Source organism: Pyxidicoccus trucidator, assembly GCF_010894435.1.
GTDB lineage: Bacteria > Myxococcota > Myxococcia > Myxococcales > Myxococcaceae > Myxococcus > Myxococcus trucidator.
This window is the reverse complement of sequence record NZ_JAAIXZ010000004.1, coordinates 83790-110199: the sequence shown is the minus strand read 5'-3', so window position 1 is coordinate 110199 and position 26410 is coordinate 83790. Positions and strand designations below refer to the sequence as shown.

Sequence of the window (26410 nt, the reverse complement as noted above, 5' to 3'; positions counted from 1 at the left end):
TGGTCGCCAATGCCGCCACCACCGACAAGACCCTCAACCGCTACGAGGGCCTGTACCACGACCTGGTCCACGAGCCGGAGCGGGCCAAGGTGATCGCGGACATGGTCGCCTGGCTCAACGCGCGGAGTCCTCTCCCAGTCCCGTGAGAGGAGGTCAAGCGCCCCAGCGCGGGCCGGCGCAGCCCTGCTCCAGCCAATCGCTGGCGGGGGCCTGCGCAACCCCGCCCGCTGATGCGGAGGCCGTCCGGTTGTCGGCGACAGACCGGTGCTGGCGGGTGGTGCTGGGCACGCCCCAGGGCGGCTTGCAGCAGTTCCGCGGGCGCCTCATCCGCCAGGACATGGACCGGCGCCTGCTGGAACGCACGGTGGAGGTGGCCAAGAGGACGAAGGCCTTCGACTGGAAGAAGCTGCCGGCCACCCTGTGCCTGGCGGTGGACAGCCGCCCTTTAGAGGGCGCCGGGCGGGCGGGGAAGAAGCTTGCGGAGGGCGCCGCCCGCCTGATGGGCACGGACATGGAGGAGGGTGCCGTCAGGCGCCGCTGCTGCTGGGCACCAGCGTGAAGACGGCGCTGGACATCGACTGGAGCGATGCCGAAGAGAAGCAGTACGCCCTGAATCTTCTGGTGCGGCAGTTGGACCGGTTGGCGGCATGGGTTGCGCGTCACGTGTCGCGGGCCGAAGAAGCGCCGCGGCGTCGCTACGTCGAGGCGCTCGGGCAGGTGAAGGTGCAAGCTTTGAAGTCGGTGGACGGAGGCGGAGTGCGCCTGCGGCATGGGCGCAAGAGTGTGAAAGTGGCGGGCGGGTGCACCGGGGCCGAGGAGGGCCGCTGACGAGTGCCGCCGAGCTGTGCGCCAGCGCACGACACTGGAGGCCCCGTCAGCCCCCTCCGCTGCCGGTCCATGCCCCTCCCTCGAAGGCAACAGTGCCCCTGTCCGTCCTATGCGTTCCAGGCCCGGCTCGCCCTTGAGGCCCTCTCTGTCGGCCTCGCTCGTTAGCGTCCTTCCGGGTAGGCGTCGGGGGGAGGGGCGGTGGTGGGGGTGGGGGTGCAAGAGGCGGGGCCGTGCGGTCGGGGGTACGCGCGCCGGCGACCGGAAGAGACGGTGCTGCACGGGGCGGTGCGGGAGGGCCTGGCCACCCTCCTCGAGGAGGCGCAGGCGGTGGGCTGTACCGCACCGGATTGTTGAGACACCAGGTTGGTTGTAATCAGGCCGCCTGCTTCTGCATCAGCTCCCGCCGGGCCTGACTGGGCGGGAGGAAGTTGTGGCGCTCCAGCAGCCAGTGCTCGTTGTACCGGTGGGCCCACTCCAGCAAGGCCCGCCGGAGCTCCTCCACAGTGGAGAAGGTGCGCACCCAGAGCAGTTGCTCCTTGAGGGTGCGGATGAAGCGCTCGGCGCAGCCATTGCCTTCGGGACTGCGGACGAAGCACGGGCTGGACTCGGCCCCCAGGAGGCGCAGCTCGTTCTGGAAGGCGTCGGAGGTGTACTGGCTGCCGTTGTCGTGGCGAATGGACAGTCCCTTCGCTACGCCCCGGCCGTACGCACCGAAGCGGGCCTTGACGCCCTGGCGAATGGGCTCGAGGGCCTCGAAGCACGTGCCCACCTTGGCGGCGTGGATGCCAACGCACTCGGAGGTGCCATGGTCGACGGCGATGAAGACGGTGGCCTAGCCCTCCAGCGTCGTCACGGTGCAGGTGGCGTCGGTGCCCCACATGACGTTGGGCTTGTCGGTGGTAATCGTGCCGTTGTGGTGGCGCGGCCCCAGCACCCGGCGGGCCCGGCCCGGTGCCAACAGCCTCGCCTCTCGCATCAGCCGCAGGCAGCGGGCCTTCGAGGTACGTACGCCCTGGGCGCGCAGCCGAGCCCACACCTTGCGGTGCCGCCTCGCCCAGGAAGGGCGAGGCGGCCAGCACACCGCGGAGGGCCTCCAGCAGCGCTGCGTCGTTCAGCGCAGTCTTGGGGCCTCTGCGAGCCGCCGGAAGGGCCGTAGACTGACGGCGGGCACGGTGCCGGTACACGGTGGCGCGAGGCACGCGCCAGGTGGCCGTCACGAGCGCCAGTCCGTACGGCTTGCCGCTGGAAGGCGAGAGCTGGGCGCTCATCCTCTCGACTTCCTCCAGGGAAACCCGGCGCGCTTCCCTGCAGCAGCCGGGCCTACTCGGCCAGCAGCTCGTTCTTCATCATCAACTCGCCCACCATGGCATTGAACCGCAGCACCTCGTCGTCCGCTGTCTCAGGCTCGCGGCTCTTGAGGTTGGCCTCGGCCCCCGCCAGGAACTTCTCCCGCCACTCGCTCAGCACTGCTGCGGTGACGCCCAGCTCCCGCGAGAGCGCGTCGAGTTCCTCTCCCTTGAGCAACCGGAGCACGGCCTCCTTCTTCCGCTTCGCCGAGCACCGACCGCGCTCCGCCGTCCTGTCCTGCTTCTGCTGCTTCCTCACATCCACCTCACGAGGGGAGGCTATCCCCAGAGAGGGGTCTCAGGAATCCCTGGGGCGGAGGAACACCACCACGCTGGAGCAGGGAGAGATCTCTATCACCCCCATCACCGTGGATGGCGCGGTGAACCCGGCCCTCAAGCCCCTGCTGCGCGCACTCCTGCGCCGGTAGGCCGCGACGACTCGCGAGAGCCCCGCCCACCTGTGGAGGGTCTGGATCTTATTCTGAGTAAACTTGCTCCGGCTCCGCAGAGCAGACTCGACTAACAGCTCAGCGAGTATACTAGGCTGTGGAGCATGAACGTCGGCTGTAGCGACGGCGTGGTCGAAGAGAGAGCGAGCATGACGGGAGATGCGTAGTGGCCGGCCAAGACTTGGTCCGTCCCAGCAGGGACGGGGATCAGTTCCATTACCACTGGGCTGCACGTAAGTGCCTTCAACTCTTGCCGGGTGCGAGGGACCTTATCGCGGTGACGATTGAGGGGGCGTCGGCAGAAGAGGCCAAAGGCGACGACATCAAGGGCGGCGAGGAATTGATTGATGTTGGCCTATATTTTGGCGCAGAGGAACGCGACCGCGCTCGGCTCATCCAATATATCCAGCTCAAGCACTCGACGCGACGTGCTCACGAGCCTTGGACAGCGAGCGGCCTGAAGAAGACGATCAACGGGTTCGCGCAGCGCTACGCGAAGCTCGTCGGGTCCCTGCTCGATAATGATGTGGCGCAGCGGTTCCGCTTCGAGTTTACCACCAACCGGCCGATAGATTCGAACGTGAAGGAAGCCCTAGCGGACCTTGCGTCAGGGGCCGTGGCCCGACATCCGGATCTGCAACAAAGCCTCATCGAGTTCACGGGACTCGCACATGATCAGGCTCGACAATTCTTCGGCCTGTTCACTGCGACAGGCGGCGAGAAGGACCTCTGGGCGCAAAGAAACCTCCTGACGCAAGACGTTAGCGCCTACCTGCCAGACGCGGACTATGACAGTCCGGTCCAATTGAAGGAACTCGTCGCCCGCAAGGCAACGACGGAATTCGAATCCGATCCTTCGATTCGCCGGCACGATGTCCTGCGCGCACTTAAGGCCACCGAGGAGCAACTCAAACCGGCACCCTGCCTCATACCGGACGCCACGCACACTCTCACTCTGCCTCGGGAGCAAGAGCCGGCCGTTCTGCGCGCACTCCTCACGGCCAAGAGCCCGCTCGTTATCCATGCCGAAGGAGGCGTGGGAAAGTCAGTGCTTGCCGCCCGGCTGGCGTCGTCAATGCCGCCAGGCTCAGAGGCGGTCCTCTACGACTGCTTCGGCGACGGCCTCTATCGGAACGCGCTCCAATTCCGGCATCGCCACCGGGACGCGCTCGTGCAGATCGCCAACGAACTCGCCGCCCGCAGTCTGTGCCATCCCCTTATCCCAACGACACATGCGGACGCGAAGCAGTACATGCGCGCATTCATCGGTCGGCTCGCCCAAGCGGTAGGGTTGCTACGTGCGAGCACCCCTGATGCGCGCCTCTGCCTGATCATCGATGCCGCCGACAATGCGGAGATGGCGGCCGAGGAACAAAAAGAACCGACCAGCTTCGTCCGCGACTTGATTTGGGCACCGTTGCCTGAGGGCGTCTCCATAGCGTTCACTTGCCGAACGCACCGCCGCAGGCGAATAGGCGCTCCGCCCGAAGCCCAAGAAATTGAACTTCGTCCATTTACCCAGATCGAAAGCGGTCAGCACCTCCGAAGCGTCTACTCTGCAGCCAGCGATGCCGAGGTTTCAGAGTTCGCCTTCCTGAGCAGTTTCAACCCACGCGTTCAGGCGTTGGCCCTCTCACGGGGGCTCTCGCTTCAAGAGATGCTGAAACAGTTGGGCCCAGAGCCCAGCAATGTGGAGCGTGCAATTGGCGAACTGCTGGATGCCGCTATCGCTCGACTGCGGTTTCAGTCGGGAGCCATCGAGAGTTCACAGATCGAGCTCATCTGCCAAGGTCTTTCGGTTCTTCGACCGCTAGTGCCCATCAACGTGCTTGCACAGCTATCGGGGACCTCAGAAAGCACGGTCCGAAGCTTCGCCTTGGATCTCGGGCGTCCACTTCTCTTGAAGGGCAACAGCCTCCACTTCTTCGATGAGCCCGGCGAAACGTGGTTTCGCGAGCGATTCAAGCCTGACGCGGCGGCGCTTACCGCGTTCCTCGAGCGGATGCGACCGCTCACTGCCCAGAGTTCATACGCAGCTGCCGCGCTCCCACAGCTCCTACTACAGGCGGGAAAATTGGATGAATTGGTGGAGCTTGCCCTTTCCGGGGAAGGGCTTCCGACCGAGAATCCGCTCGAAAAACGCGACGTCGAGCTGCAGCGACTCATCTTCGCTCTAAAGGCTTGCCTGCAACAGCGGCACTATGTGGCTGCGGCAAAGCTGGCCCTCAAAGCGGGAGGCGAGTGCGCTGGGGAGCAGCGTCAGAACCAGGTCATCCAGGAGAACACGGATGTGGCAGCGGTCCTCATGGCACCAGACCGCATCGAGGAGATCGTTTCACGCCGAGCCTTTCATTCCGGCTGGATGGGATCCCATCACGCGTATGACGCGGGCCTCCTCTCTGGACGCGATGAGTTCTCAGCGGAGGCCTCTAGCCGGCTCCGCATGGCCGGAGACTGGCTGAATGCGTGGGCTCGTCGTTCCTCCGAGGAGCGCCAAGTCGAGCAGGTGAGCGACGCAGACACGGCCGAACTCGCGATGGCGCTGCTGCGTCTGAAAGGCGCCAAGGCGGCAGCGCGCTTCCTAAGGGAGTGGACGCCGCGACACCACACGCTCGAAGCGGGCAGGCTTGTCGGCAGGCGGTTAATTGACCTCGGTCGGCATAAGCAACTCGATGAACTAGCCGAGGCAGCAGGGAACGACGTGTGGTTGCTTTTGGGCGTGACCACAGAGGCAAGAGCGATAGGTCGATCTCTCCCCGCCCCAGCGTTGGCGCGATTGCTGAGGCTCCTCGCCGACCGTCGCGTCAAGCTGACGGAAACCCAAGATTGGAATAAGGAATGGACAGTGCTGGACGCAGTCCGGTCCGCCGTGGAACTCGGATTGCGCGTGCTGGCGCCGAAGCCGGACAAATGGGCGGCGACCCTTCGCCGCTATCTCCCATCCGATCCGCCATCCACGCTCGGTATTCGCTCCGAATCTTATGATCGGATACCACTTCTGCGGGCCTACGCCCTCGAAGCTGCTCTGCGAGGGCAGAGGCTAACCTTGCTCGACATTGCGCCTCCAAACATCCGTAAGCAACTGGAGGCAAGTAGCCAGTACGGACGCAGTGAAGAGACGGAAGTGTTCCTGCGTGAAGCCGGCGCACTTCTACCTTGGCTTGTCCTCTCGGCCGAGATCGCTTGCGGCCGCCCACCCTCGGACATAGCAGACGCAATCCAGCAGGCCGTAAAAGAGACCTCCGCCGCAGAAGACCGCAGCTATCGCCCCCTCCACAGTATTCGCCAGACAGTAGCGCTGGAGTGGTTTCGGATCCTGCGGGACGCGGGTGCTGACAAGTCCTCACAGCAAGAGATATTCAGGTCGTGGTTGGCGCAGCAGCGTGAATCACTCGGGCCCGACAGAATAACCTCCCTATGCCGATACGCTGCGCGATCCGAGGGGTTCGAGGCTCTGTCAATGGAACTTGCCGGAGAGGCTTACCGTGCCTTGGAATACTCTCGCGAGGACGCTGAATCTCGAGCAGCCTCGTATGTGAGCCTTGCGCGCGCGGTTCTGACGGTGAGCCCTAGCGAGGCTCGCGCCTATTTCGATCGCGCCGTAGAGATCGCTAGCCGCATCGGCGACGAGAACCTAGATCGCTGGGCGGCGCTCCTTCACCTAGCCCGGACCGCAGGAGAGCACGAGAAACCACGCGCGCGCACAGCCTACAATCTCTCGCGCGTCGCGGAACTTACCTATGAGTACGTCGCCCGTGACAAACATTTCGACTGGAATGGCAGCGTCAAGGCCTTAACGGACCTCTGTGCTTCGTCGGCCCTAGCCATTCTGAGCCGTTGGCGTGACCGTCGGTTTGGCGATCCCGCGCGCCTGCTGCCGGTCGTGGTCTACCGCCTTGTGGAGCAGGGCCGACTGCCGGTCACGACGCCCATTGCGCTCGGGGGGCTGACAGCCGAATGGGATCGGCTCGCGGACCTCCAACGCGCCGTCGCGGCCGAAGGCGATTCAGCTCGGCGTTCACTGGTGGCCCAGCTCGCTTATCGCTACATTCGGGTGCAACCGGCGAACCATGAGACTTGGTCAAAGCTTCGTGACCTGGGCAACGCCTACAGAATCAAGTTCCCGGACGTCAACCGACTCCTCGCTGCCGATCTTATCCGAGGTCCAAAGGAGAAGAATGAATCGGCCCCCGAGCCTTCCCTTGCCAAGCGGGAACGTCGCGCCCCAGACTGGAATGCAATCTTCCAAGGCGTCGACCTGCTCGACGCTAGTGCACTCCGGTCTGCCTATGCCGCAGTCCGCACGTACGATCCGCCATACGAATTCCGGACATTCTTCCAGGAAGCGTTTGCGCGAGTGAAGCTCGGCCGACAATCGGAGTTCGTCCGCGCCATCGCCACTTGGCCAGACTTCGGGCTCTATGATCTGCGCCACATGCTGGATGCGCTGCCATCGCCCCTGCTCACTCAACTGTCGCTTCGCAAGGCTATCCGGGACGCAGTGCTTTTGGCTTGCCAACGTGAGCCTCGGCACGTCTACCGGCGCGGCTGGAGAGCGCATTTGCCGTTTGAGAAGTTTCATGAGGAAGGCCTCGTGTCCGACGGCGATGTGGCACACGCCACGCTGAATGGCTTTGTCGAGCAGATGGATAGCCTGGGCGCAAGCGAACTCTTTCAATTGATCGATTCTCTCGCGACTTTCCTGTCTCCTGAGGAGGCAGATGAAGCACTGAACTTCGGCCTAGACCTTCTTGCAGGAGTTCTTCGACCCGAAGATGGCGACGGGCCGTGGCGCCCCGAGCTACAGCCGCCTCAATCCCATATTGGAGCACTGGCCGGCTACGTGTGGGCCGGACTAGGCTCTCCGGTGGCGGCTGAGCGCTGGCAATGCGCACACGTAGTGAGGTCCGTAGTCGAGTTGGGATGGAGCGAGCTTCTCGATGCGCTTATCAACATGGCACAGTCGGGCGCCGCTGATCCCTTCGTCGACAAAGGGCTTGAGTTTTATATCTGGCATGCGCGCCAATGGCTGCTCATCGGCTTTGCCCGCGGCGCGCTTGAGAATCCTGGAGCACTTCGTCCAGCCGCCTTGCTCCTGCTGAACTGGCTTCACAAGGACCACGTGCTGCTCCGGGAGCTTGCCGCCCAGACGCTGAGAACTTTGGCGGCCGCAGGCGAGTTGAACCTTGACGAAGCGAGCGACCTTGGCTCCGTCAATCGGCCCAGCCGGCCTGTTGAAGTCTACTCCGGCTGGACGGCCCCTGTGGAAGACGACGCGTTGTCCGCCGACGGGACGCTCGATGCTGACGAGAAGTACTACTTCGGCATCGACATCGGTCCGTACTGGCTCAGGCCACTTGGGAATGCGTTCGGGCTCAGTCAAAGGGCCATCGAGCGGCGTGCGCATTACGCCATCCGCGACCATTTGGGATGGAGCGGTGGACGCAAGAGGCGAGAGGACGCTCGGCACACGCGGAAGATCTTCGACGAGGGCGAGACCTCTCACTCGCATGGAAGCCTGCCCAAGACGGATGACCTGTCCGCCTACCGCGGATATCACGCCATGATGCTGGTTGCCGCCGCCCTTCTGAGCGAGCGGCCTGTGCGACGTCGTGCCGAAGATTCGTTGGACGATTTCCGCGAGTGGCTGTCGCACTACTTGCTGGCCCGTCCCGACGGGAGATGGCTCGCCGATCGGCGTGATCCGCGGCTCGTCGCGGACCCTCCGGCCCCCACCGGCTACGGCGACACGCAGTGGCCCTGGAGTGTAACGGCAGACTATCTTGACCAGAAACTGGTGACCGATGATGACATGACAGTTCTCTGGGGCTATTGGACTGGCGGCGAAAGAAAACACACCGAAACAGTCTTCATACGCAGCGCACTCGTATCTCGCGCTGGCGTGGAGGCGCTGGTGGCCGCGCTCCAAACGGCGCCCGAGCTTGGCCGGCTTGCCCTTCCTTATGCTGGCGAGGAAGACGGCTTAGAATCAGGCCCCTTAAAGCTAAAGGGGTGGGTGTCGGACAAAGATGCCTTGACTCGGCTCGATAGGGGTGATCCTTGGGCAACTGGGCTATCATATCCGGGCCCCGCTCCCTCTGTAGACACCATCGTAAAGCTTGATTTGCTCCAACTAGCGGATGGGCGCACTTGGACGAACAACTCGGATGGATTGCTCCGTAGCGAGTCTTGGACCCAACTCAAAGGTTATGGGCGGGAAGTAGAAACGGATTCGGGCGTGAGGCTCAGCGCGAATAGAGAGTTCCTGAAGCATCTGCTTGGCGGCGACTCCGAGGACAGCTTGGTTCTGAGCGTCGAAATCCGGCGTGAGTACCCGCAACAGGCGAGCACCGAGGATGATGATGTTGAAACCCTTCCACCGCTTTACATCCGTTACTACATGATGGGAGCAGATGGTGTCGCTCACGCGCTCAAGAGCCGTCCTTGAACTTGGAAGCCGACTGGTTTCCGAACTTGATGCCGCTGATGATCTCTTGGCATCCTGGATGGCTCATTATATTTCGCAACTGATTGAAGCGGCTGAGAGGGCCCCTGCCGAGGCCAAGGCTACAGCTCAGGAAGCCTGCGCAAAATCGATCCTGGAGCTCTGGCGATATCGATCTATCTTGCCCGATCGTCTTCGCCCTTTCGCGGAGCTTGAGTCGGTACTTCGGACGCTCGCGTCTCTGGATGTGGAGCAAACTAACTATCGGTACTACCCGCAGGCGCTTCGCGAAGCAGAGACTGCGAACATCGACAAAGACACCAAGCAGTGGCTCGAATTCGCGACTGGAGTCGACTTTGCGGCACGCCTCCTGATTCAGAGCGCTCTTCGCTCCGCCTCACTGCGCGCCGCAGTGAACGCCGAACCGTGGGTTAAACTCGCTGCACAAGCGGGCGCGGAAGAAGGCGCCGAAGCTTTTATCGTCAAGTTCGCACTACAAGGCGACGATGAGGGCAAAGCGGATGAGAACGCACGAGACGCTGTGCTAAGAAATAGACTGTCAAAGATGGATGCCTTCGTGAAAATGGCCACCTCTCTCATGGAGAACCTTCGAACTCAGTTGAGCGTCGAAAAAGTCGAGAAGGAATAGATGTTGGGAAGCAGGAGTTCACCGTGGCTTTCGGCGTTGATGCATCTCAATAGAACTTTGAGATCCTCATTCCTTTTCGCAGCAGCCAGACGCAAACGTCCTTCGGTGTGCTCCTCCCTAGCGAGGCGAGCCTGAATCTCCCATGAATCGGGAACTCGCCCCAGCGGTTCGATTCCTGAGGATGAAGCGACTCCGACTACATCTTGACGTGCCTGCCTACTTCCCTGAAGGAAACCCCACGAAGTGCGAGACAGGGGCGGAACCGGAGCAACTTCAGAGGTCACCTGTGTGTTACCGAGCGCCCAGGATGATGCCGGAGGGCACCAAATGAGGCGCACTGGATGATGGGCAGCTCCCCGTCCGGAGCGGGTTCCCCTCGTCCAGAGCGGCGAGGCCAAGAGCTGGGACCAGGGCGGACGAAGCGCGAGAGCCCCCCAGGAGCGCGCCGCGAGACGGCCGGTTTCGAACTAGGTGGAGGCGGCTGGGGTAGAGCGGGACGCCAGGAGGACGGAGCCGGGAGGGAGCTGAGGGATCCCCTCATTTAGCGAGTTGATCAGCGTGCGTTCGCTCGGTCGCTGCGTGCGACGGCGCTGGCGCGCGGCCAGAGAGGCAGGCCACCATGACGCGCAAGGTGGCCATCGATAAAAAACAAGTGCGGCCGTTCCTGACAGAGGTGTTCGAGGACGATCTGCACGTCAAACGCATCCTGTCCCTCTCGCAGGCGACGCTGGGCGCGGTGCAGGCCACCAGCCTGTCGGTGGCGGCCATCGGCAAGGCCATGGCGTGGGCGCGGGGTGAGGACGTCACTTCCAAGCACGCGGTGAAGCAGGAGGACCGGCTGCTCTCCAATGGGGGCCTCGACATCTGGAAGCTCTTCGGGGCCTGGGTGCCGTTCGTGCTGGCGGAGCGCACGGAGGCCGTCATCGCCCTGGACTGGACGGACTTCGAGAAGGATGACCAGGAGTCGCTCGTCGCAAGCCTCGTCACCCGCCATGGCAGAGCGACACCGCTGCTGTGGATGACGCTGGTGAAATCGGCGTCCGCCGGCAACCGACAACTCGCCGAGGACCTAGTGCTCCAGCGGTTGCGAGAACTCATCCCCGCGAAGGTGCGGGTGACCGTCCTGGCGGACCGGGGTTTCGCGGATGCGAAGTTCTATGCGCTCTTGAAGCAGCTCGACTTCGAGTACGTGGTGCGATTGCGCTCGGACGTGCTCGTCACGTCGGAAGAAGGAGAGACGAAGCCCGCGGCCGAATGGGTACCGGAGGGCGGCCGCGCGAAGCTGCTCCGGAGCGCGCGCGTCACCACGGCCGGGGCCCAGGTGGGGCGGTGGTGTGCGTGAGGAGGAAGGGCATGAAAGAGTCCTGGTGCTTGGCCACCAGTTTCAACTAGGCCCCTGCCCAGGAGGTGCTGGACGCCTACGCCCGGCGTTTCACCATTTGAGGAGAGCTTCCGGGACGTGAAGGACCTCAAGTTCGGCATGGGCCTCAAGCAGGTGCGTGTGAAGACGCCGGAGCGCAGAGATAGGCTCCTGCTCATCTCCGCCTTCGCGCAGGTGTTGCTGACGCTGCTGGGCGCTGCGGGCGAGGCGCTTGGCTACGACAAGCACTTGAAGGTGAATACGGCGAAGAAGCGCACCCACTCGCTCTTCACCCAGGGGGCCTACTACTTCATGGCCATGCCGCGCATGAGTGATGAACGACTGAGCCCGCTGGTGGAGCGATTTGGCCAGTTTGTCCGCGAGCACGCCGTGTTCCGCGAAGCCTTCGGGCTCATCTGACTCAAATGAGGGGATGCCTCAGGGCAGCAGCGGCACAGGATTCTTGGGCAAGGAGATCCAGAATGGAGATCCTGGCGCCGACGATGAAGCCTACCTGGGTAACAGCCGTATCGATTTTTTCGATCGGCGCAGCGTGCCCTCACGGGCAAGAGAACTCCGGGGAAAGATTGTCGCCGTAGTCGCTCCAACGGCTTTCCTCATATAAGTTGTAAAAGCAACCCACCTACCGGCAAAAAATGACGACACTTGCAGATTCCAAGGACTTCTCGAAAGCGCATAAACGGCAGCGGACTTACAAGGCATGTACTCCGGAGCTGATTGCGAAGTATCGGGGACGACTCCCTGACGTGCTGGTCAATACCTGGGAAGTGTCCGGGTTCCAGGAGTTTTCGGATGGATTTCTGTGGACGGTCGATCCGGACGAACTGCGCGATGTCGCCGCGGACTTCGCCAACAACTTCCAGACTGAACTCATCGATGTCATTTTCCGCACGGCTTTCGGCGATCTGATCGTCTCGCACAAAGGAAAGCTGTATCACCTGTCTGCTGTCACCATGCGTGGCGATTCCCTGCCCGACCGTCTCGAATCTGTCTTGGAACTGCATTTCGGCCAGAAGAGGTTTCTCGACGCTATATTTTTCTTGAACATGTTCAAGAAGGGGTTGAAGCGGCTTGGTGCGCCGGCGGCTGACGAGGTGTATGCGCTGGTGCCGGCCCCGGCAATGGGTGGCGACATTACGGCCGACAATCTGGAGAAGGCAAAGCTGCGCGTGTATCTGAATTTCCTTGCCCAAACTCAATCGAACGATTGAACCATCGACCGCGCGCTCCGGCTGCGCGATGAGGGACGGACGGAGCCGCTGCCCATCGAGTAGCGGCGGCTCGGGGCGGGGCCGTCATATGGGCCGCAAGGTGGGCTGCTTGGAAGAGGGCCTCGAGTACCCCGTGGACTCGGTGACGGAGGGAGCGCTCCGTGGCTCCTGTTGCGCCTGGCGTACCCCGGCCCGCCGCAGGGCGAAGTGGCCCACCTCCCGCCAGAGCGCCGTGAAGTCCTCCTCGTCGAAGCCCGAGTTCGAGCCCAGCAGGTCGTACTGGCGGAACGCGAAGACGTCCCCGTTGCTCGTGCCCGGCGTCGAGCGGAAGTGGCCGATGACGTCCGCGTGGTCGCCCTCGACCAGGAAGCTGTGCGCCTCGTCCGGCCACACCTGCGAGACGGAGTTGACCAGGCCGTCATTCTCCGGAGCCCGCAGGGTGCGCTCGCTCCGTGGGTTCATCAACGTGCGCACCTTGCGGGGCTGGAGCCGCTCGGGAGGATTCAGGGCCGTCAGCCCGTACATCATCCCGTAGAGGGTCGGCAGGCGTCCCTGCGGCGGAGGCTCACCCGCCACGGTGACGATGGAGCGCACGCGGATGTGACGCTCGCGCAGGAAGCGCGTGTCCGCCGCGTAGTCCTCCACGTCCTGGTGCGCGGGGCTGGCGGGAGCACCGGGTGGAGGCTTGCAGGGGTCCAGGTCCGTGATGGCGTTGAAGTCGGTCCCCATGTCCACCAGCCAGCGCAGCAGCTCGAAGTAGGAGCTGCGCGCGATGGCGCGTTCGAGGCTGCCACGGGTGATGTACGTACCGCTCAAAGTGTCGAGCAGGGCGTCCACCCAGTCTGGAGCCTGGGCGGAGGGCAGCAGCACCTTGCCGAACCGGCCCAGCAGGCCGCTGCCGAGCTCGCCGGACATCCGCAGGGACTGGAAGGCGCCGAACAGGAGGGCCCGGCACGCCGTGCGGCGAAGCCGCGTGCGGCTCAGGTGAAATGCCAGGGCGGTGCCTCGGTGGGGCGTGGAGAGGAACTGCGCGGAGGCAATCCGGTCCAGGACTGGTGGCCAGGCGCCGCCCTGGCCTCGTGCGTGCTGCTGGTACTGCACGCGGTAGTCGGTGAGCAGCTGGCGGATGTCCAGCCCGCCGGTGGAGTGGCCGATGAGGTGGATGCGGTCCGCCGGAAGGACGTTCAGCCGGTCCCACAGCCCCGCGAGCCAGCGCTGGAGCTGGTGGGCTCGCGTCTGGACGCTGGCCGTGGGCAGGTTGGGGAAGTAGTGCACGGACAGCTCCGCGCCGGGCTCCAGCTCGCGCAGCACCTCGGTCACCCCGTGGTAGTAGCGCAGCGAGCCCAGCGCATCGAAGCCGCCGAAGCCTGGCACGAGCACCAGGTGGTCGCGGCCCTCGGCCCCGTCGCCCGACACACGCTTCTGTCCCGTCCTCATCGCAACCTCCAACGGTGTGGGCGGAGGGCCCTGCGCGAGCCCCCCTGCTCCGCCGCTAGGGTGTTGCGTCGGCGCGGAGAGCGCACCTCGTATGGAAGGGCATGGAACGGCTCGATTCCTCACATGCCGGGCTCGACGCGCAGCAGCCGCGCGGCAATCGGCAGGTGGTCGGAGGGCTCGGTCTCCGACGGCAGCGGCGTCCGGTCGTCCAGCTCCGGCAGCCGGACCGGCTGCGCCCGCAGCGCGCGCGAGTGGAAGAGGAAGTCGATGGCCTTGGCCCTGCCGTTCGCGTTGCAGGTCGGCTGGTGCCGCCCCTCGTAGGCATCAATCAGCCCGGCCTCCGAGAACGCTCGGACCAGCGGCTCCCCGGGCTGCGCGTTGAAGTCGCCGCACACGACCCACAGGGCCTCCGCGTCCCGCAGGACCAACTCCTCGAGCAGCTCGGCCGCCTCCTGCATCCCCTGGTGCTGCTCCACGGGCCGGTCCGGCCGGTCCCAGCGCAGGTGAGTGCACGCCACGCGCAGCCGGTTTCCTCCGACATCGAAGTCCACGACCAGCGCCAGGTGCCCGGAGATGCGCCCGTCCTCCAACCGGTCCTTGAAGTAATGGGCCTGGTGGCCCAGGCAACGCTCCAGGCGGTGGAACACCGCGCAGCCGTCGGGCCGGCCCTGCTGCTTCAGGGCCAGCACGCCCACGTACCCGCGCGGCTCCAGCGCCTTCTGGAGCGCGGCGAAGCTGTCGGGCTCCACCTCCTGCAGGCAGACGATGTCCGCGTCCAGCCCCGCTATCCGTCGAGCCAGCGCCTCCTGCCGTCTCCGCGGCAGGAGGGTGTCCGCGGGCGTGTGCGGGAACCACTCGGGCTTGACGTAGGCGTCAGCCAGGATGTTGTACGAGGCAACTCGAAGCTCGACCGCCATCCGCGGAAGTATAGGCGCATGCGCCCCCGCACGCGCCGCCGGTCTCGCGTGCGTCGCGGTGGCGGCCTACCGCCCGCCGAGGAAGTCCGCCTTGCCCAGGTCCACGCCATTGTGGCGCAGCAGCGCGTACGCAGTGGTGACGTGGAAGAAGAAGTTCGGCAGGGCGAAGTGCTTCAGGTACTGCTCTCCGGCGAACTGCATCGGCTCCTTGCCGCGCCGTGGCACGCTGACCTGCTTCTCCTCGGTGCCGTCCAGCTTCTCGCGCGGCACCGACTCCAGCCAGGACAGGGTCTTCGCGATGCGCTCCTCGAGCTCGGGCAGCGAGGCCTCGTTGTCCTCGAACACCGGTGCGTCCACCCCGGAGAGGCGCGCCACGCAGAGCTTGGCCGAGTCACAGGCAATCTGCACCTGACTCTTGAAGGGCAGCATGTCGGGCGCGAGCCGCGCCGTCACCAGCACGTTGGGGTCGAACTTCTTCGCCTCCGCGTGGGCCCGGGCCTTGCCGAGACACTTCGAGAGGCTGCCGAGCATCGTCACGAAAATCGGCACGCTGGCCGAGGACATGGAAATCGTCATGGAAAGTCTCCAGAAAAGGAGCCCTGGTCTAACCCGTGGCTGCGGTCGGCGCACCTTCCTCGGCGCCCGCGCGCAGGTCCACGGAAGGAACCTTCCTTCCACCGGCTACCGGGAGGGCCGCCCGCGCGGAGGTTGGCCCTCCGCCTTCAGTCGGTGAACGACCCGGGCTCCTTGCTGAAGCCCGCCTCCGTGTGGTGAGCCAGCCGCTCGGAGCGGGAGGCCTGCTCGAGCGAGGCGATGATGGCCTTCTCGGCGTCGGCGGCCCAGTCCTTCACCTTCGCCGGGTCGACGCCCTTGTCGCTCACGTACTTCTTGAGCGCGGCGGCGGCCTTCCTGCCTCCCGAGCCGGCGTTGACCGCGAGGTCGGTCATGATGGCGTTGCCATACTCGCTGGTGAGGACGTCCTTGAGCTGGACTTGCGCCTTCACCGCCGCGCCCTTCGCATCCTTGCCGGTCACCGACACCGACTGGTTGCGGAGGTTGGAGATCTTCCCCTGGTTGGCGAACTTGATTTGCGCCTGCTGCAGCTCCGGGTCACCGCCCGCGGCCATGAAGATGGCCGCCAGCTTCACGTCGGTGCGAATGGCCTCGGCCGCGGCAACGCCCTTGAGCACCGTGCCGTCGCCGCGGGTGAGCACCACGCCCTTGTCGTCGATGTCGAGCCCGTACTTGCCGAAGTGCTTCTCGTACAGCGCCGCGTCGGACTTCTTCAGCCCCCGCATGAAGTCGGCCAGCGTGCCGTTGCCGCTCTTTCCCAGCGTCCACTGGGTGAAGCCCCAGGAGACGCGCCCGATGTCCCAGGTGTTGACCTTGCTGAAGGTGCCCTCGAGGCCTGAGATGGACGAGAGAATCTTCTGCCTGTCTTCGCTGATTCCACTCTTCTCCAGCTGGGTGTCGACGTCGGCGCGCGAGTCGCCCTTGAGGGCTCCCCCGTCCACCGCCTTCCACGAGTTCGTGTAGGCCGTCTCGCGGCCGTCGCGCATCCGGATGGTGGTGCCGCCCACCGTCACGTCAGAGCGAAGCTGCGGCACGTCGACCATCGGCTGGTAGGCCTCCATCCTCGCGAGCACGGCGGCCTTGACGCTCTTCTCGTTGGCCTGGGCAGTGGTGAGCCGGGTGTTCGCCGCCTCGAGCGCTGTCTTCTGCGCGTTCTTGAGCGTCTCGGCCGCGAGCGGGTCTTTTGGCACCTTCGCCTTCTGGTGCTGCGCCTTCAGCGTGTTGAGTGCGGTCTCTGCCTTCTTCACGTCCGCGCTCGCCCGCTGGAGCTCGGGGTTCGAGCCGATGTGTGTCTTCAGCCACGCCTTGACCTTCTCACCCTCGGCAACGACTTTCTTGTCAGCGGCCTCGAGCCGGGTCTGCGCGGCCTTCTTCGCCGTGTCTGTCTTCGCGGTGTCGACGGCCTGCTGCGCCTCGTTGCGCGCCTTCACCGCGGCCTTGAGCGGGTTGTAGAGCTTCGCCTTCGGAGGCTTCCAGGTCGCGACGTTGATGGGAATCAACAGGTTGAGCTCGACGGCGTTCCCTCGCTTGAAGGTGCCTTCGTCGTGCGTGGTCACCTTGATGGAGTCCAGGTTCTTCTGGACGTCGGCGGCCGAGGTCTTCCCCGCCGCGGCGGCCTTCGCCGTCGCCTGCACCGGCGCGGCGGGCGCAGTGGGAGCGGCGGACACCGGCCGGTCGAGCGCCGCGAGGGCGCGCTTCAGGTCGGGCCCTTCGAGCTCGAGGGCGAGCGCATCCCGCAACGAGGTGCCGGTGAGCTTCTCGTACTTCTGTGCCACCTGCGGCAGCAGCGCCGCGTCCATCCCCTCCAGGGCCTCGAAGACGGCGGCCTCGTCGGTGCCCCAGATGTCGTCCATCGCGGCCTTGAGCTTCGCCGCCGCCGTGTCCACCGGACTGGAGGTCGCCTTGCTCTTCGAGGCCGCTCCGGCCATCGGGTTGAAGGCGAAGGCCTGGTTGCCAGGCGGGCGCCCGCGAATCTGCTCGGCCAGACGCTTGAGCGTCGCTCCCGTCGCGCCGCCCGCGATGGCTCCGAGCAGGAAGGCGCGCTCGGCGCTGGCATCGGCGCGGGGCGATGCGGTGGCGCTGAGGCCCGCCTTCGACAGCAGGGTCGCCAATTCCTTCTGCTGGGCGGGGCTGAACCCACTGATGGCCCTGCCCGCGGCGCCAACGGTGGGCGCGGGGAGCGCTCCGGACAGCGCGTGCTGCAGCGCCTGACGGATGGGGCCCTCGGCGAGGGTGGCAAGCTGCTGCTCCAGCTTCTGCTGTACCGGTGCTTTCGACACCGGCGCGCGCGGAGCGTCCATCGACGAGTCGGGTCTGGCGCGCGCTGACGTGGCGGGCGCGGAAGCCGGAGGCGTTTGCGTGACGGGAACATCCACCTTCGCGAGTCTCGGAGCGGGCGGGCGGGTGACCTTGACCATGGCCTCGAAACTAGCGCGCGACTGGCCGCCGCGTGAAATCCAGGTCGGACACGGCCATACCCACGGTTGGCACCGAGCCCCGTTGCCATGCGGCCCATGGGCCTCTGGGTATGAACTGGCCCCACGCGGCGTGTTTGCGGTGAGTCTACCTTCGGTCTATAGCCAGCCCTCTCATCCCGAGGGGGATTCATGTCTGTGTTGCGTTGGTTCGGGCGCGCCGCGTCAGTGGTGACGGCGGTGCTTGCCCTGGGAGTGTTCGCGGCCTGTGGTGGAGACGAGAGCACCTCGCGTTCGGCGAGCGCCGACATCAAGGTCATGCTCGGCCAGGCCCTGTCGGCCGATGACGTGGCGCGCATCCGCGTGGAGGTCCAGGGCCCGGGCATCTCCACCGCGCTGGGGATGGACCTCGTCCGCGACGGAGCCACGTGGAACGGCACGCTCGAAAACATCCCCGTCGGTGCGGACCGCGTCTTCACGGCGACCGCGTACGACTCGGCGTCCACCGCCCTCTACTGGGGCCAGGCGGGCCCGATGGCCATCCAGGCGGACCGCGTGGCCGCGGTCTTCCTGCTGTTGCAGCAAGCCAACTTTCCCCCTCCCTTCGAGAACGAGGCGCCCATCATCGACTCGCTCACGGTGTCCACCAACGAGGTGGAGCCGGGCGGTTCCATCACCCTCACGGCCGCCGCGCACGACAACAACCCGGGTGACACGCTGACCTACGCCTGGAGCGCGCCCGGGGGCACGTTCAGCGCCCCGGCCGCCGCGTCCACCTCGTGGACCGCGCCCGCCACCGAGGGCGTGCAGCGCATCCAGCTCGAGGTTCGCGACTCCAAGAACGCCGCCGCCACCATCACCGTCGACCTCACCGTGCGGAACGTGGGCCTGTCGGGACGGGCCGCGGTGACGGTGCGCGTCAACACCTGGCCGGAGGTGAGCGCGATGATGGGGGCGCCCTCCGTGCTCTCCGTGGGCCGGACGACGCTGCTGGCCGCCTCGGTCTCCGACCCGGATGGAGACACCGTGGGCTTCTTCTGGGCTTCCTCCTGTGAGGGCACCTTCGACGACTTCGACTCCCGCACCCCGACGTTCACCCTGAGCGCCGCGCCGCCCGACGCCCGGTGCATCTTCACCGTCTACGCCTCGGACACGCTGGGCGGATATCACGTAGGCAATCTCACCCTCCAGGTGGGCTCCGGCCCCCAGGTGAACATGCAGCGGGTCCCCGTCGTGGACAGCGTCTCCCAGTCCGCCCAGCGGGCCTTCGTGGGCGAGCTCGTGACGCTCGGACTCACCGCGCATGACCCGGAAGGCACGGCGCTGAGCGTCTCCTGGGTGGCCTCGCAGGGCATCCTCCTGGCCACTCGCGGCAGCGGTGGCTCGGCCTCCGCGGACTGGCTGGCCCCAGCCTGCTTCGACAGCCCCGCCGAGGTGACCGCCATCATCACCGACGCGAGCGGCGCCGCCACGGACGTGACGTTCACCGTCCTCCCGTGGCCCGGCCCCTCCTGCGGCGCGCAGACGGTCCTCGGCCGCAGCTCCACCTACTTCGTCCAGGACGACGGGTCCGTCGTCTCGCGTCCCACCGACCTGAGCGTGACGCTCATCATCGCCTGGGTGCCCACGGCGGAGGGCTCCTATACCGAGCACTACGGCCAGGGCCTGAGGGACGGCACCTTCGTCATCCACGACGTGGAGAGCACGCCCTACCTCCTGCAGTTCGGCTCGACCTACTACTGGACCCATGGCCGCACGCCGGACCTCAGCTCGCCGCTGCCGGGCCGCGCCGACCTGGAGCCGGAGCCGGACGACACGCTCTTCAACCTGAACCTGGACGGCCTCAATCCGTGGGACTCGGAGGATGACCTGCAGGTGAGCGCGTTCGGAGCAGGCCTCTCCTACTTCGCGCGGGAGTGTGCCTCTCCGCCCCTGGAGCCCGTGGTGGGCTCGACGGTCTTCACCGGCAGCACCGGGTACGACGCGTCCCTCTTCAACTGTGGCAACCGCGTCGGACGTATCGACCTGGCCCGCGGGGACACGGTGCACGTCGCCCAGCTGACGACGCGCCCTTCAACCGTGGGAGGGCTGGACGTGGTCCGGGAGGCCCGCCGGGGCTTCCAGATTTCGAGCGGGAGCCCGGGAGGCAGCGTGGTCTCCGGAGGCGGCGCGGTCACCCTGACCGGTACGCTCGCGCCCCAGCCCACCTCCTCGCGGACGGTGCAAATCAACGCCTCCGAGTTCGAGGCCCTGCTGCTCGCCGCCCATCCCCGCGCCACGCTGCGCAACACCCATGACATGAGTGTCGGCGCGCTGCCGCAGTTCATGCGGTTCGGCACCTACGCCGGCTGGTTCGACCTGGCTCGCGGCTCGCTCTTCACTCCCGGCCAGCCGCTCGTCACCCAGGAGCTGGAGGTTTCCGATCCCTTCCCCGCGTCGTGGACGCGGTTCGCCAGCAACGTCGCGGCGGGCTCCATGTCCTACTCGGTGCCGCTGGCGGGTGGCGGAAACTCCGTGCCGGCGTCGTTCCGGTTCACCGTCTACACGCATGGGCCGTTCCAGGATGGCTCGGCGCTGCTCAGCCCCCAGGTGGGCCCGCCGCGCAACCTGCGCCTCAACGGCCAGGACGCGACGGTGGACGGGCTGCAGGGCCTGGGGGAGTCGCCCCTGGTGACCTGGGATGCGCCGGTCCTGGGCGTGCCCACCTCGTACATGGTGCGCCTGTACCGGCTCTCCGTGTCGGGCACCAATGGGACGCTCCGCTCGCTGATGAGGTCCTTCATCACCACCGACCCCCAGCTCCGTCTCCCGCCAGGCCTCCTCATCCCCGGGCGGCACTACCACCTCCAGGTGCAGGCCAACCGGCGGGTCGGGGGTGATGTGAGCAGCCCGAACCTCGACGCGCCGTGGAGCTCCAACGCACCGGCGTTCACGGGCCGCTTCCAGCCCTGAGTCACCTCGCGGGCCTCGTAACCCAACCGCGACAAGACAGGCGCCAATCGAGAAGGTTGCATGAGGCCAGGTGAGGAGTCCGTGACGCGCCTGGCCTCTCCAGGGTGGACCTGCCCCCGACGCTACCGGCGTCCAGCCGCCGCTGCTGCTCCGGCGAGGCCAGCCTCCGGGAGCGTGGGCCTCGGCGTCGCTGCCGGCGTCTGGAGCGCCTGCCTCAGGGCCTCGAGCCGCGCGGTCTCCGCGGCCTGACGTGCGGCGACCTCGGCGGCGATGCGCGCGGCTTCCTGGCCCCGTCCTGACTGAATCGTGTTGCTCCCCATGGCACAGTCCTCCCCCTGCGTGTACCTGGAGTATCGGGAGACCCCAGGCGGGGTTGACCCGGGGATGAATTAAGCCGCATTAAATGGCGCGGACCGGCCACTCGGGCCCGCGTCTGGCAATGGGCGAAGAGAACCTGGAAGCTGGCTCGCACCATGAGCGACGCCCCTTCAGGATGTGAAGTGATGGAGCCTGCCCACCCGGGGAGCCGTCTCCCATCGCAGGTTCCAGGCGGGGGCTTCCCGCGCGCCCCACCTGCTCGCTGGCGTCTTCCACTCACGGGCCTCGCGCTCCTCCTCCTCGTCGGCTGCCGGGGCGGCGCGAGTGGGGCCCAGGCCCCCACGGCCGACACCGCTGCTGACGGAGGCGTCCCGCAGGCCGTCGCCCCAGGGACGCCCACCCCCGGGATGGAGGACACGTCGGTTGCGCCCCTCACGGCCCGGACGCGCGCCGACCTGGCGCGCACGCGCTGGCGGGAGGCGTCCGTCGCCCGCAAAGAGGGGCTCCTCGAGAAGGCCCAGGCGCTCGCCACGGAGGCGCAGGCGGTGTGGCCCACCCAGGCGGCCTACGCCTACGGGCTCGCCGCGCTATCGGCCCGGCTTGGCGATGCGGCCGCCACGGCACGCTGGCTCGACGTGAGCGCCGACCTCGGGCTGGGCGTCGACCTCGGGCGGGATGACAGCTTCGCCAGGGTCCTCGACGCCGCCCCCGTCCGCGCCGCCGCCGGGCGGCTGGCCCGGAACCTGGAGCCGCTGGCACGCAGCAGCGTGGCGTTCCGGCTCGACGAGGCGGACTTCTTCCCCGAGGGCCTCGCGTGCGAGGCGCGGGGCGAGGCGTGCTACGTGGCCAGCGTGAGGCACCGCAAGGTGGTGCGCGTCGGGCGCGACGGGCGGGCCACGGAGGTGGTGCCCCCGGGCCAGGACGGAGTGCTCGCGGCCCTCGCCGTGGCCCTGTCTGGCGACGGGCGCACGCTGTGGGTGACGTCGGCCGCCATTCCCCAGATGCGGGGCTTCACCCAGGGGGATGAGCACCTCGCCTGGGTTCACGCCTTCGACCTCGCGTCCGGCCGGCTCCAGCGGCGGCTCGGCTTCCCCGCCGGGACGGGGCCTCATGCGCCAGGGGACGTCCACGTCACCTCGAAGGGAGAGGTGTTCGTCTCGGACAGCCAGCAGCCCGTGCTCTACCGTGTGCCTCCCACCGGCGACACGCTGGAGGTCTTCGCGAGCGACCCGCTCTTCCGCTCACCCCAGGGCGTCGCGGAGAGCGCGGACGGCCGCACCCTCTACGTGGCCGACTACTCCCACGGCATCCTCGCCGTGGACAGGGCGAGCCGGAAGGTCGCCGAAGTCAGACCGCCCACCGGAGGCGCGACGGTGCTCGGAATCGACGGGCTCGCGCGGCACGGAGACACCCTCATCGGAATCCAGAATGGACTCCAGCCCGCCCGGGTCATCCGGATGCGGCTCGCCACGGAGCCGCTGCGAATCCAGGCCGTGGAAGTGATGGACCGGCACCTCCCGGAAGCGGACCAGCCCACCATCGGCGCGGTGGTCGGCGATGAGCTGCGCTATGTCGCCAACAGCCAGTGGGAGCAATACGACGACGCGGGCCGGCTCCGGGAAGGCGCCGTCCTGACACCGCCGCTCATCCTCCGGCTCCCGCTGGGCAATTCCTCCCGTTAGGAAGACAGCCCCGGGCGGAGGAAATCGACAATCCCCGTGAGGAAGATTTCCGCCCCCTCTCGTTCAAGTGTCGGCGGGCGCGCTCCGCCCCAACACCTGAACTCTTAGAGGGGGATTCACATGCTCAAGCTTCGTACCGCCCTGACGGCCTCCGTGGCCGTCGTGGGACTGAATGGTTGTGTCTACGGCTACATCCACGACGCCGCGACGGGCAGCGCCATCCAGGACGTGACGGTGACTGTCGCCTCCGGCACCTGCTCCGGCACCGGCTGCGCCTCGCCCACCACCCAGACGACGGACACGTCGGGCCTCTATGTCTTCGACGCCTACGGCGACCGGCACGGCGAGGACCAGGTGCAGATCATCATGCCCGCGTCCGGCGAGGAGGCCATCCGCCTTCTCTACAGCCGCCCGGGCTACCGGTCTGTGAGCGTCTACCACAAGCCCGACTACGAGAACGTCACGCAGGACGGGAAGAACTACGACATCTCCGAAGTGCAGACGGTGTACCTCTGCGCGCTGTTCGCCCCCGACTCGGACACGGACGGCATCTGCGACGCCGCGGAGAACCGCTACGGCACCAATGCCTTCAGCTCCGACACGGACGGCGACAGCATCAGCGACTTCGCCGAGCTGTACGGCTCCGGCGGCGTCGACCTGCGCTACTACGGCGCCAACCCGAAGAAGAAGGACGTCTTCGTGGAGCTCGACTACTACCCGAACCTCAAGCCCATGCAGGCCGCGCTGGACCGCGTGACGGCCTCCTTCGCCAACGCGCCGGTGAGCAACCCGGACGGCAGCACGGGCGTCGCGCTGCACCTGGTGCTGAGCAACCAGATTGCCGCCGCCGATGCCGACATGGACCTGAACCCGGCATGGGTGGACTTCGACGTCATCAAGAACAAGTACTTCCCCGCGCGCCGGGCGCCGTTCTTCCACTACGCGCTGATTGCCAACCAGTACAACGCTGGCGGCTCCAGCGGCCTGTCGCGCGGCGTCCCCGGCCATGACTTCATCGTGTCGCTGGGCAACTGGAGCACCCCGGGTGGCACGGAGCAGCAGCAGGCCGGCACCATCATGCACGAGCTGGGGCACAACATCGGCCTGCAGCACGGCGGCAACGAGGGCATGAACTACAAGGCCAACTACCTGAGCCTCATGAGCTACTCGTACCAGCTGCGCGGCCTGACGGTGGACGCGGTGGACGGCGTGCTGGACTACTCGCGGGTGCGCATCGGCTCCGTGAGCGAGGCGTCCCTCAACGAGATTTCCGCCTTCGCGCCCCTCGCGCCCACCACCGAGGCGGACCTGTCGCACTACGGCGTGCGCGTCGGCACCGTCCTGCGCATCGGCGCCGCGCATGCCAACCTCGACTTCAACGGCAATGGCGTCGTCCAGGCCGCGCTCGTCGCCCAGGACCTGAACAACGACGGCGACGCGCTGGACTTCATCGCCGCCTCGCAGAATGACTGGACGGCCCTGGTGTACGACGGCGCCGGCACCATCGGTGACGCCGCCCTGGGCTCCAGCGCCAGCCTGAAGCGGCTGCAGCCCTTCTTCGTCATGCCCGAGAAGACGGAGCAGTGCATCACCGAGCACGAGCCCCGCCGCTAAGCGGCCGAGCGCCCCACGCTGAAGGCAGCAGACGCCGCCGGGTTCCTCGCGAGAGGGGCCCGGCGGTCGTGTTTCCAGGTGACGCGCCGCGTTCCCAGTCGTTGCCTGCAATCAGGACACGGCCACTTCGTAGGAGCCCCGCGCTCCCCGGTACGATAGACCCGGCCCCTCCTGGAGGTTGTCATGCGTCACACGCTTCGCCGCTTTGCTCTCGTTGCCCTCGCGAGCTGTACGGGAGTCGCGCTCCTCACCGGAGCCGACACCCGGAAGCCCGCCACGGAGTGGCTGGCCCGTCCGTCCGAAGCGGCCCGCATGGCGCGAGTGGAGGCGGGCCTGGCACCGGTCCTCATCCAGGGCGAGGCGCCCATCAACATGACGCTCGAGCGCTGGATGGAGCTCTACAAGATTCCGGGCCTGAGCATCGCCGTCTTCAACAAGCACGCCCTCGTCTGGGCCAAGGGCTATGGCGTGATGCAGGCCGGCGGCGAGGCCCCCGTCACGCCCGAGACGCTGTTCCAGGCCGCCTCCATCAGCAAGCCCGTCACCGCCCTGGCGGCGATGCACCACGCCGAGGCGAGGAAGTGGTCGCTCGACGCGAACATCAATGACTCGCTGGTGTCGTGGAAGCTCCCGGAGAATGATTTCACGAAGACGGAGAAGGTGACGCTGCGCCGCCTGCTCAGCCACAGCGCGGGCACGACGGTGCACGGCTTCCCGGGCTACAACGTGGCGGGGCCGATGCCGACGGTGGAGCAGGTGCTCGACGGGGTGACGCCCGCGAACACCGCCCCGGTGCGGGTGGACATCGTCCCCGGGACGAAGACGCGGTACAGCGGCGGCGGCACCACCATCGTCCAGTTGATGCTGATGAATCAGCTGAAGAAGCCGTTTCCGCAAATCATGCGAGAGACGGTGCTGGCGCCGCTCGGCCTGAAGCACAGCACCTACGAGCAGCCCCTGCCCCCGGACCTCGCCTCCAGGGCCGCCTCCGGCACGCTCGCCAGTGGCGTGAGCGTCGAGGGCCAGTGGCACGTCTACCCGGAGATGGGGGCCGCGGGACTGTGGACGACGCCGTCCGACCTCTCACGCATCGCAATCGAGGTGTCCAAGGCCCGGGCGGGCAAGTCCACCCGGGTGGTGTCACGGGCGATGGCGAAGCAGATGCTCACGAAGCAGTCGGAGTCGTTCGGGCTCGGCTTCCAGCTGGAGGGTGACGCCGACCGCTTCGGGCACGGCGGCTCGAACGAGGGCTTCCAGTGCAACCTGACCGCCTTCGCGGACTCGGGGAGCGGGGTGGCCATCATGACCAACTCGGACAACGGCTATCTGCTGCTGGACCGGCTCGCCGCCAGCGTGGCCGCGGAGTACGGCTGGAAGTCCTACGTCCCCCGCCCCGAGCTGCCCTTCGTCCGGGTGGACCTGTACGCGCGGATGAAGGGCACGGACGCCGCGCTCGCCTGGTACCGGTCGATGAAGGGGAACGGCGCGGCCGGCAAGCTGTTTCCGGGTGACTTGAACAACCTCGGCTACCGGCTGCTCCGGGAGGGACAGAAGACCGACGCCGTGAAGGTCTTCCAGGCGAACGTCGAGCTGTACCCCGAGGATGCGAATGTCCATGACAGCCTCGGCGAGGGCTACATGGAGGCGGGCCAGAAGGCGGAGGCCATCTCGAGCTACAAGAAGTCGCTCCAGCTGGACTCCAAGAACACCAACGCCGTGAAGATGCTCGAGAAGCTCGGCGCGAAGCCCTGAGCCGTCCGGGCCCGCTCCAGCAGCAGCGTCGAGGGAGCCACTTCAGGAGCTCCGGCCGGTGCTCGCTCCGGCGAGCAGCGGCACCAGGTCCACCCCGCGCCACAGCCGCTCGCGCATCTCGCGCGAGTCCACCAGCGCCCGTGCACCCCGGGGCGTGAGGGTGAAGACCCGGCGGGAGCTCCCGGCGCCCGCTTCGCCACGCTCCGAGGCGACCAGCCCCTTCGCTTCGAGCCGGTCCAGCGTGGCGTAGACCGCGCCAATGGCCACCTCGCGCCCGGCCACCAGCTCCAGCTCACGGCGGACGGCCATGCCGTAGGCGCCGCCTTCGTCGGGGGCACGCCCGGTGCGCACCACGGCGAGCATCACCTGCTCCTCGAAGGTGCCGAGTGGCACGTCGGATGTCGAGCTGGCTGGGGACGGCACGGAAGCACTCCTCTCGAAC

Annotated in this window: 12 protein-coding genes and 3 pseudogenes; 9 read left to right on the top strand and 6 right to left on the bottom strand. The window is 66.6% G+C overall.

Translation table 11 applies throughout. From position 1 onward, the window contains the following. Window positions 1-226: 226 nt before the first annotated feature. Window positions 227-774, top strand: a pseudogene (locus G4D85_RS49395) (IS1182-like element ISStau7 family transposase); the annotation flags it as partial. Window positions 775-1201: 427 nt separating this feature from the next. On the opposite strand, the pseudogene G4D85_RS13765 reads toward G4D85_RS49395, so the two are convergent. Next, window positions 1202-2439: pseudogene (locus tag G4D85_RS13765) on the bottom strand (IS3 family transposase). A 461-nt stretch (window positions 2440-2900) separates the two neighbouring features. Here G4D85_RS13765 and G4D85_RS13760 point away from each other — a divergent pair. From G4D85_RS13760 to G4D85_RS13745, 4 genes and pseudogenes are all read left to right on the top strand, one after another. Continuing rightward, window positions 2901-9071: an NACHT domain-containing protein gene (locus tag G4D85_RS13760; RefSeq protein ID WP_205525541.1), complete on the top strand. Its 6171-nt coding sequence runs from the start codon at window positions 2901-2903 to the stop codon at window positions 9069-9071. Beyond that, window positions 9037-9717 (top strand): hypothetical protein, encoded by a 681-nt coding sequence (locus tag G4D85_RS13755; protein WP_164011969.1) that lies wholly within the window; start codon window positions 9037-9039, stop codon window positions 9715-9717. The genes G4D85_RS13760 and G4D85_RS13755 overlap by 35 nt, the downstream gene beginning before the upstream one ends. A gap of 619 nt (window positions 9718-10336) precedes the next feature. Continuing rightward, window positions 10337-11497 (top strand): annotated as a pseudogene (locus G4D85_RS13750) (IS4 family transposase). Window positions 11498-11733: 236 nt separating this feature from the next. Further along, window positions 11734-12309 carry a GAD-like domain-containing protein gene (locus tag G4D85_RS13745; RefSeq protein WP_164011967.1) on the top strand — a complete coding sequence of 192 codons (576 nt, stop codon included), beginning with the start codon at window positions 11734-11736 and terminating at the stop codon, window positions 12307-12309. 84 nt (window positions 12310-12393) lie between these two features. Here G4D85_RS13745 and G4D85_RS13740 read toward each other — a convergent pair whose 3' ends face one another. The 4 genes from G4D85_RS13740 to G4D85_RS13725 form a co-directional block, all read right to left on the bottom strand. Next, window positions 12394-13746, bottom strand: coding sequence for an esterase/lipase family protein (locus G4D85_RS13740; RefSeq protein WP_164011965.1), 1353 nt, complete (start codon window positions 13744-13746; stop codon window positions 12394-12396). 119 nt (window positions 13747-13865) lie between these two features. Beyond that, the gene (locus G4D85_RS13735) at window positions 13866-14663 is read right to left on the bottom strand and encodes an endonuclease/exonuclease/phosphatase family protein (protein ID WP_164011963.1); all 798 of its coding nucleotides are present in this window, start codon (window positions 14661-14663) and stop codon (window positions 13866-13868) included. Between the two features lie 66 nt (window positions 14664-14729). Beyond that, window positions 14730-15239 (bottom strand): DUF1993 domain-containing protein, encoded by a 510-nt coding sequence (locus tag G4D85_RS13730; RefSeq protein WP_164011961.1) that lies wholly within the window; start codon window positions 15237-15239, stop codon window positions 14730-14732. A gap of 146 nt (window positions 15240-15385) precedes the next feature. Beyond that, window positions 15386-17653: a hypothetical protein gene (locus G4D85_RS13725; protein ID WP_164011959.1), complete on the bottom strand. Its 2268-nt coding sequence runs from the start codon at window positions 17651-17653 to the stop codon at window positions 15386-15388. A 189-nt stretch (window positions 17654-17842) separates the two neighbouring features. Between G4D85_RS13725 and G4D85_RS13720 the strand changes: the two genes are divergently transcribed. From G4D85_RS13720 to G4D85_RS13700, 4 genes are all read left to right on the top strand, one after another. Next, complete coding sequence (locus G4D85_RS13720) at window positions 17843-20602, top strand: fibronectin type III domain-containing protein (RefSeq protein WP_164011957.1); 2760 nt, start codon at window positions 17843-17845, stop codon at window positions 20600-20602. Between the two features lie 725 nt (window positions 20603-21327). After that, window positions 21328-22602, top strand: a complete 1275-nt coding sequence (locus G4D85_RS13710) for an SMP-30/gluconolactonase/LRE family protein (RefSeq protein ID WP_164011955.1) — start codon at window positions 21328-21330, stop codon at window positions 22600-22602. Window positions 22603-22722: 120 nt separating this feature from the next. Continuing rightward, entirely contained in the window at window positions 22723-24216 is a 1494-nt protein-coding gene (locus G4D85_RS13705) for a zinc metalloprotease (protein ID WP_164011953.1), read from the top strand. Window positions 24217-24399: 183 nt separating this feature from the next. Beyond that, a complete protein-coding gene (locus G4D85_RS13700) occupies window positions 24400-25968 on the top strand; it encodes a serine hydrolase (RefSeq protein ID WP_164011951.1) in 1569 nt (522 codons plus the stop codon). A 42-nt stretch (window positions 25969-26010) separates the two neighbouring features. Here G4D85_RS13700 and G4D85_RS13695 read toward each other — a convergent pair whose 3' ends face one another. Beyond that, window positions 26011-26391, bottom strand: coding sequence for a PadR family transcriptional regulator (locus tag G4D85_RS13695; protein ID WP_205525540.1), 381 nt, complete (start codon window positions 26389-26391; stop codon window positions 26011-26013). Window positions 26392-26410 lie beyond the last annotated feature (19 nt).

Excerpts from the sequence above, each read along its gene's own strand:
- G4D85_RS13755 (WP_164011969.1), top strand. The coding sequence starts at position 9,037 with ATGGTGTCGCTCACGCGCTCAAGAGCCGTCCTTGAACTTGGAAGCCGA.
- G4D85_RS13745 (WP_164011967.1), top strand. The coding sequence starts at position 11,734 with ATGACGACACTTGCAGATTCCAAGGACTTCTCGAAAGCGCATAAACGG.
- G4D85_RS13740 (WP_164011965.1), bottom strand. The coding sequence starts at position 13,746 with ATGAGGACGGGACAGAAGCGTGTGTCGGGCGACGGGGCCGAGGGCCGC.
- G4D85_RS13735 (WP_164011963.1), bottom strand. The coding sequence starts at position 14,663 with ATGGCGGTCGAGCTTCGAGTTGCCTCGTACAACATCCTGGCTGACGCC.
- G4D85_RS13730 (WP_164011961.1), bottom strand. The coding sequence starts at position 15,239 with ATGACGATTTCCATGTCCTCGGCCAGCGTGCCGATTTTCGTGACGATG.
- G4D85_RS13725 (WP_164011959.1), bottom strand. The coding sequence starts at position 17,653 with ATGGTCAAGGTCACCCGCCCGCCCGCTCCGAGACTCGCGAAGGTGGAT.
- G4D85_RS13720 (WP_164011957.1), top strand. The coding sequence starts at position 17,843 with ATGTCTGTGTTGCGTTGGTTCGGGCGCGCCGCGTCAGTGGTGACGGCG.
- G4D85_RS13710 (WP_164011955.1), top strand. The coding sequence starts at position 21,328 with ATGGAGGACACGTCGGTTGCGCCCCTCACGGCCCGGACGCGCGCCGAC.
- G4D85_RS13705 (WP_164011953.1), top strand. The coding sequence starts at position 22,723 with ATGCTCAAGCTTCGTACCGCCCTGACGGCCTCCGTGGCCGTCGTGGGA.
- G4D85_RS13700 (WP_164011951.1), top strand. The coding sequence starts at position 24,400 with ATGCGTCACACGCTTCGCCGCTTTGCTCTCGTTGCCCTCGCGAGCTGT.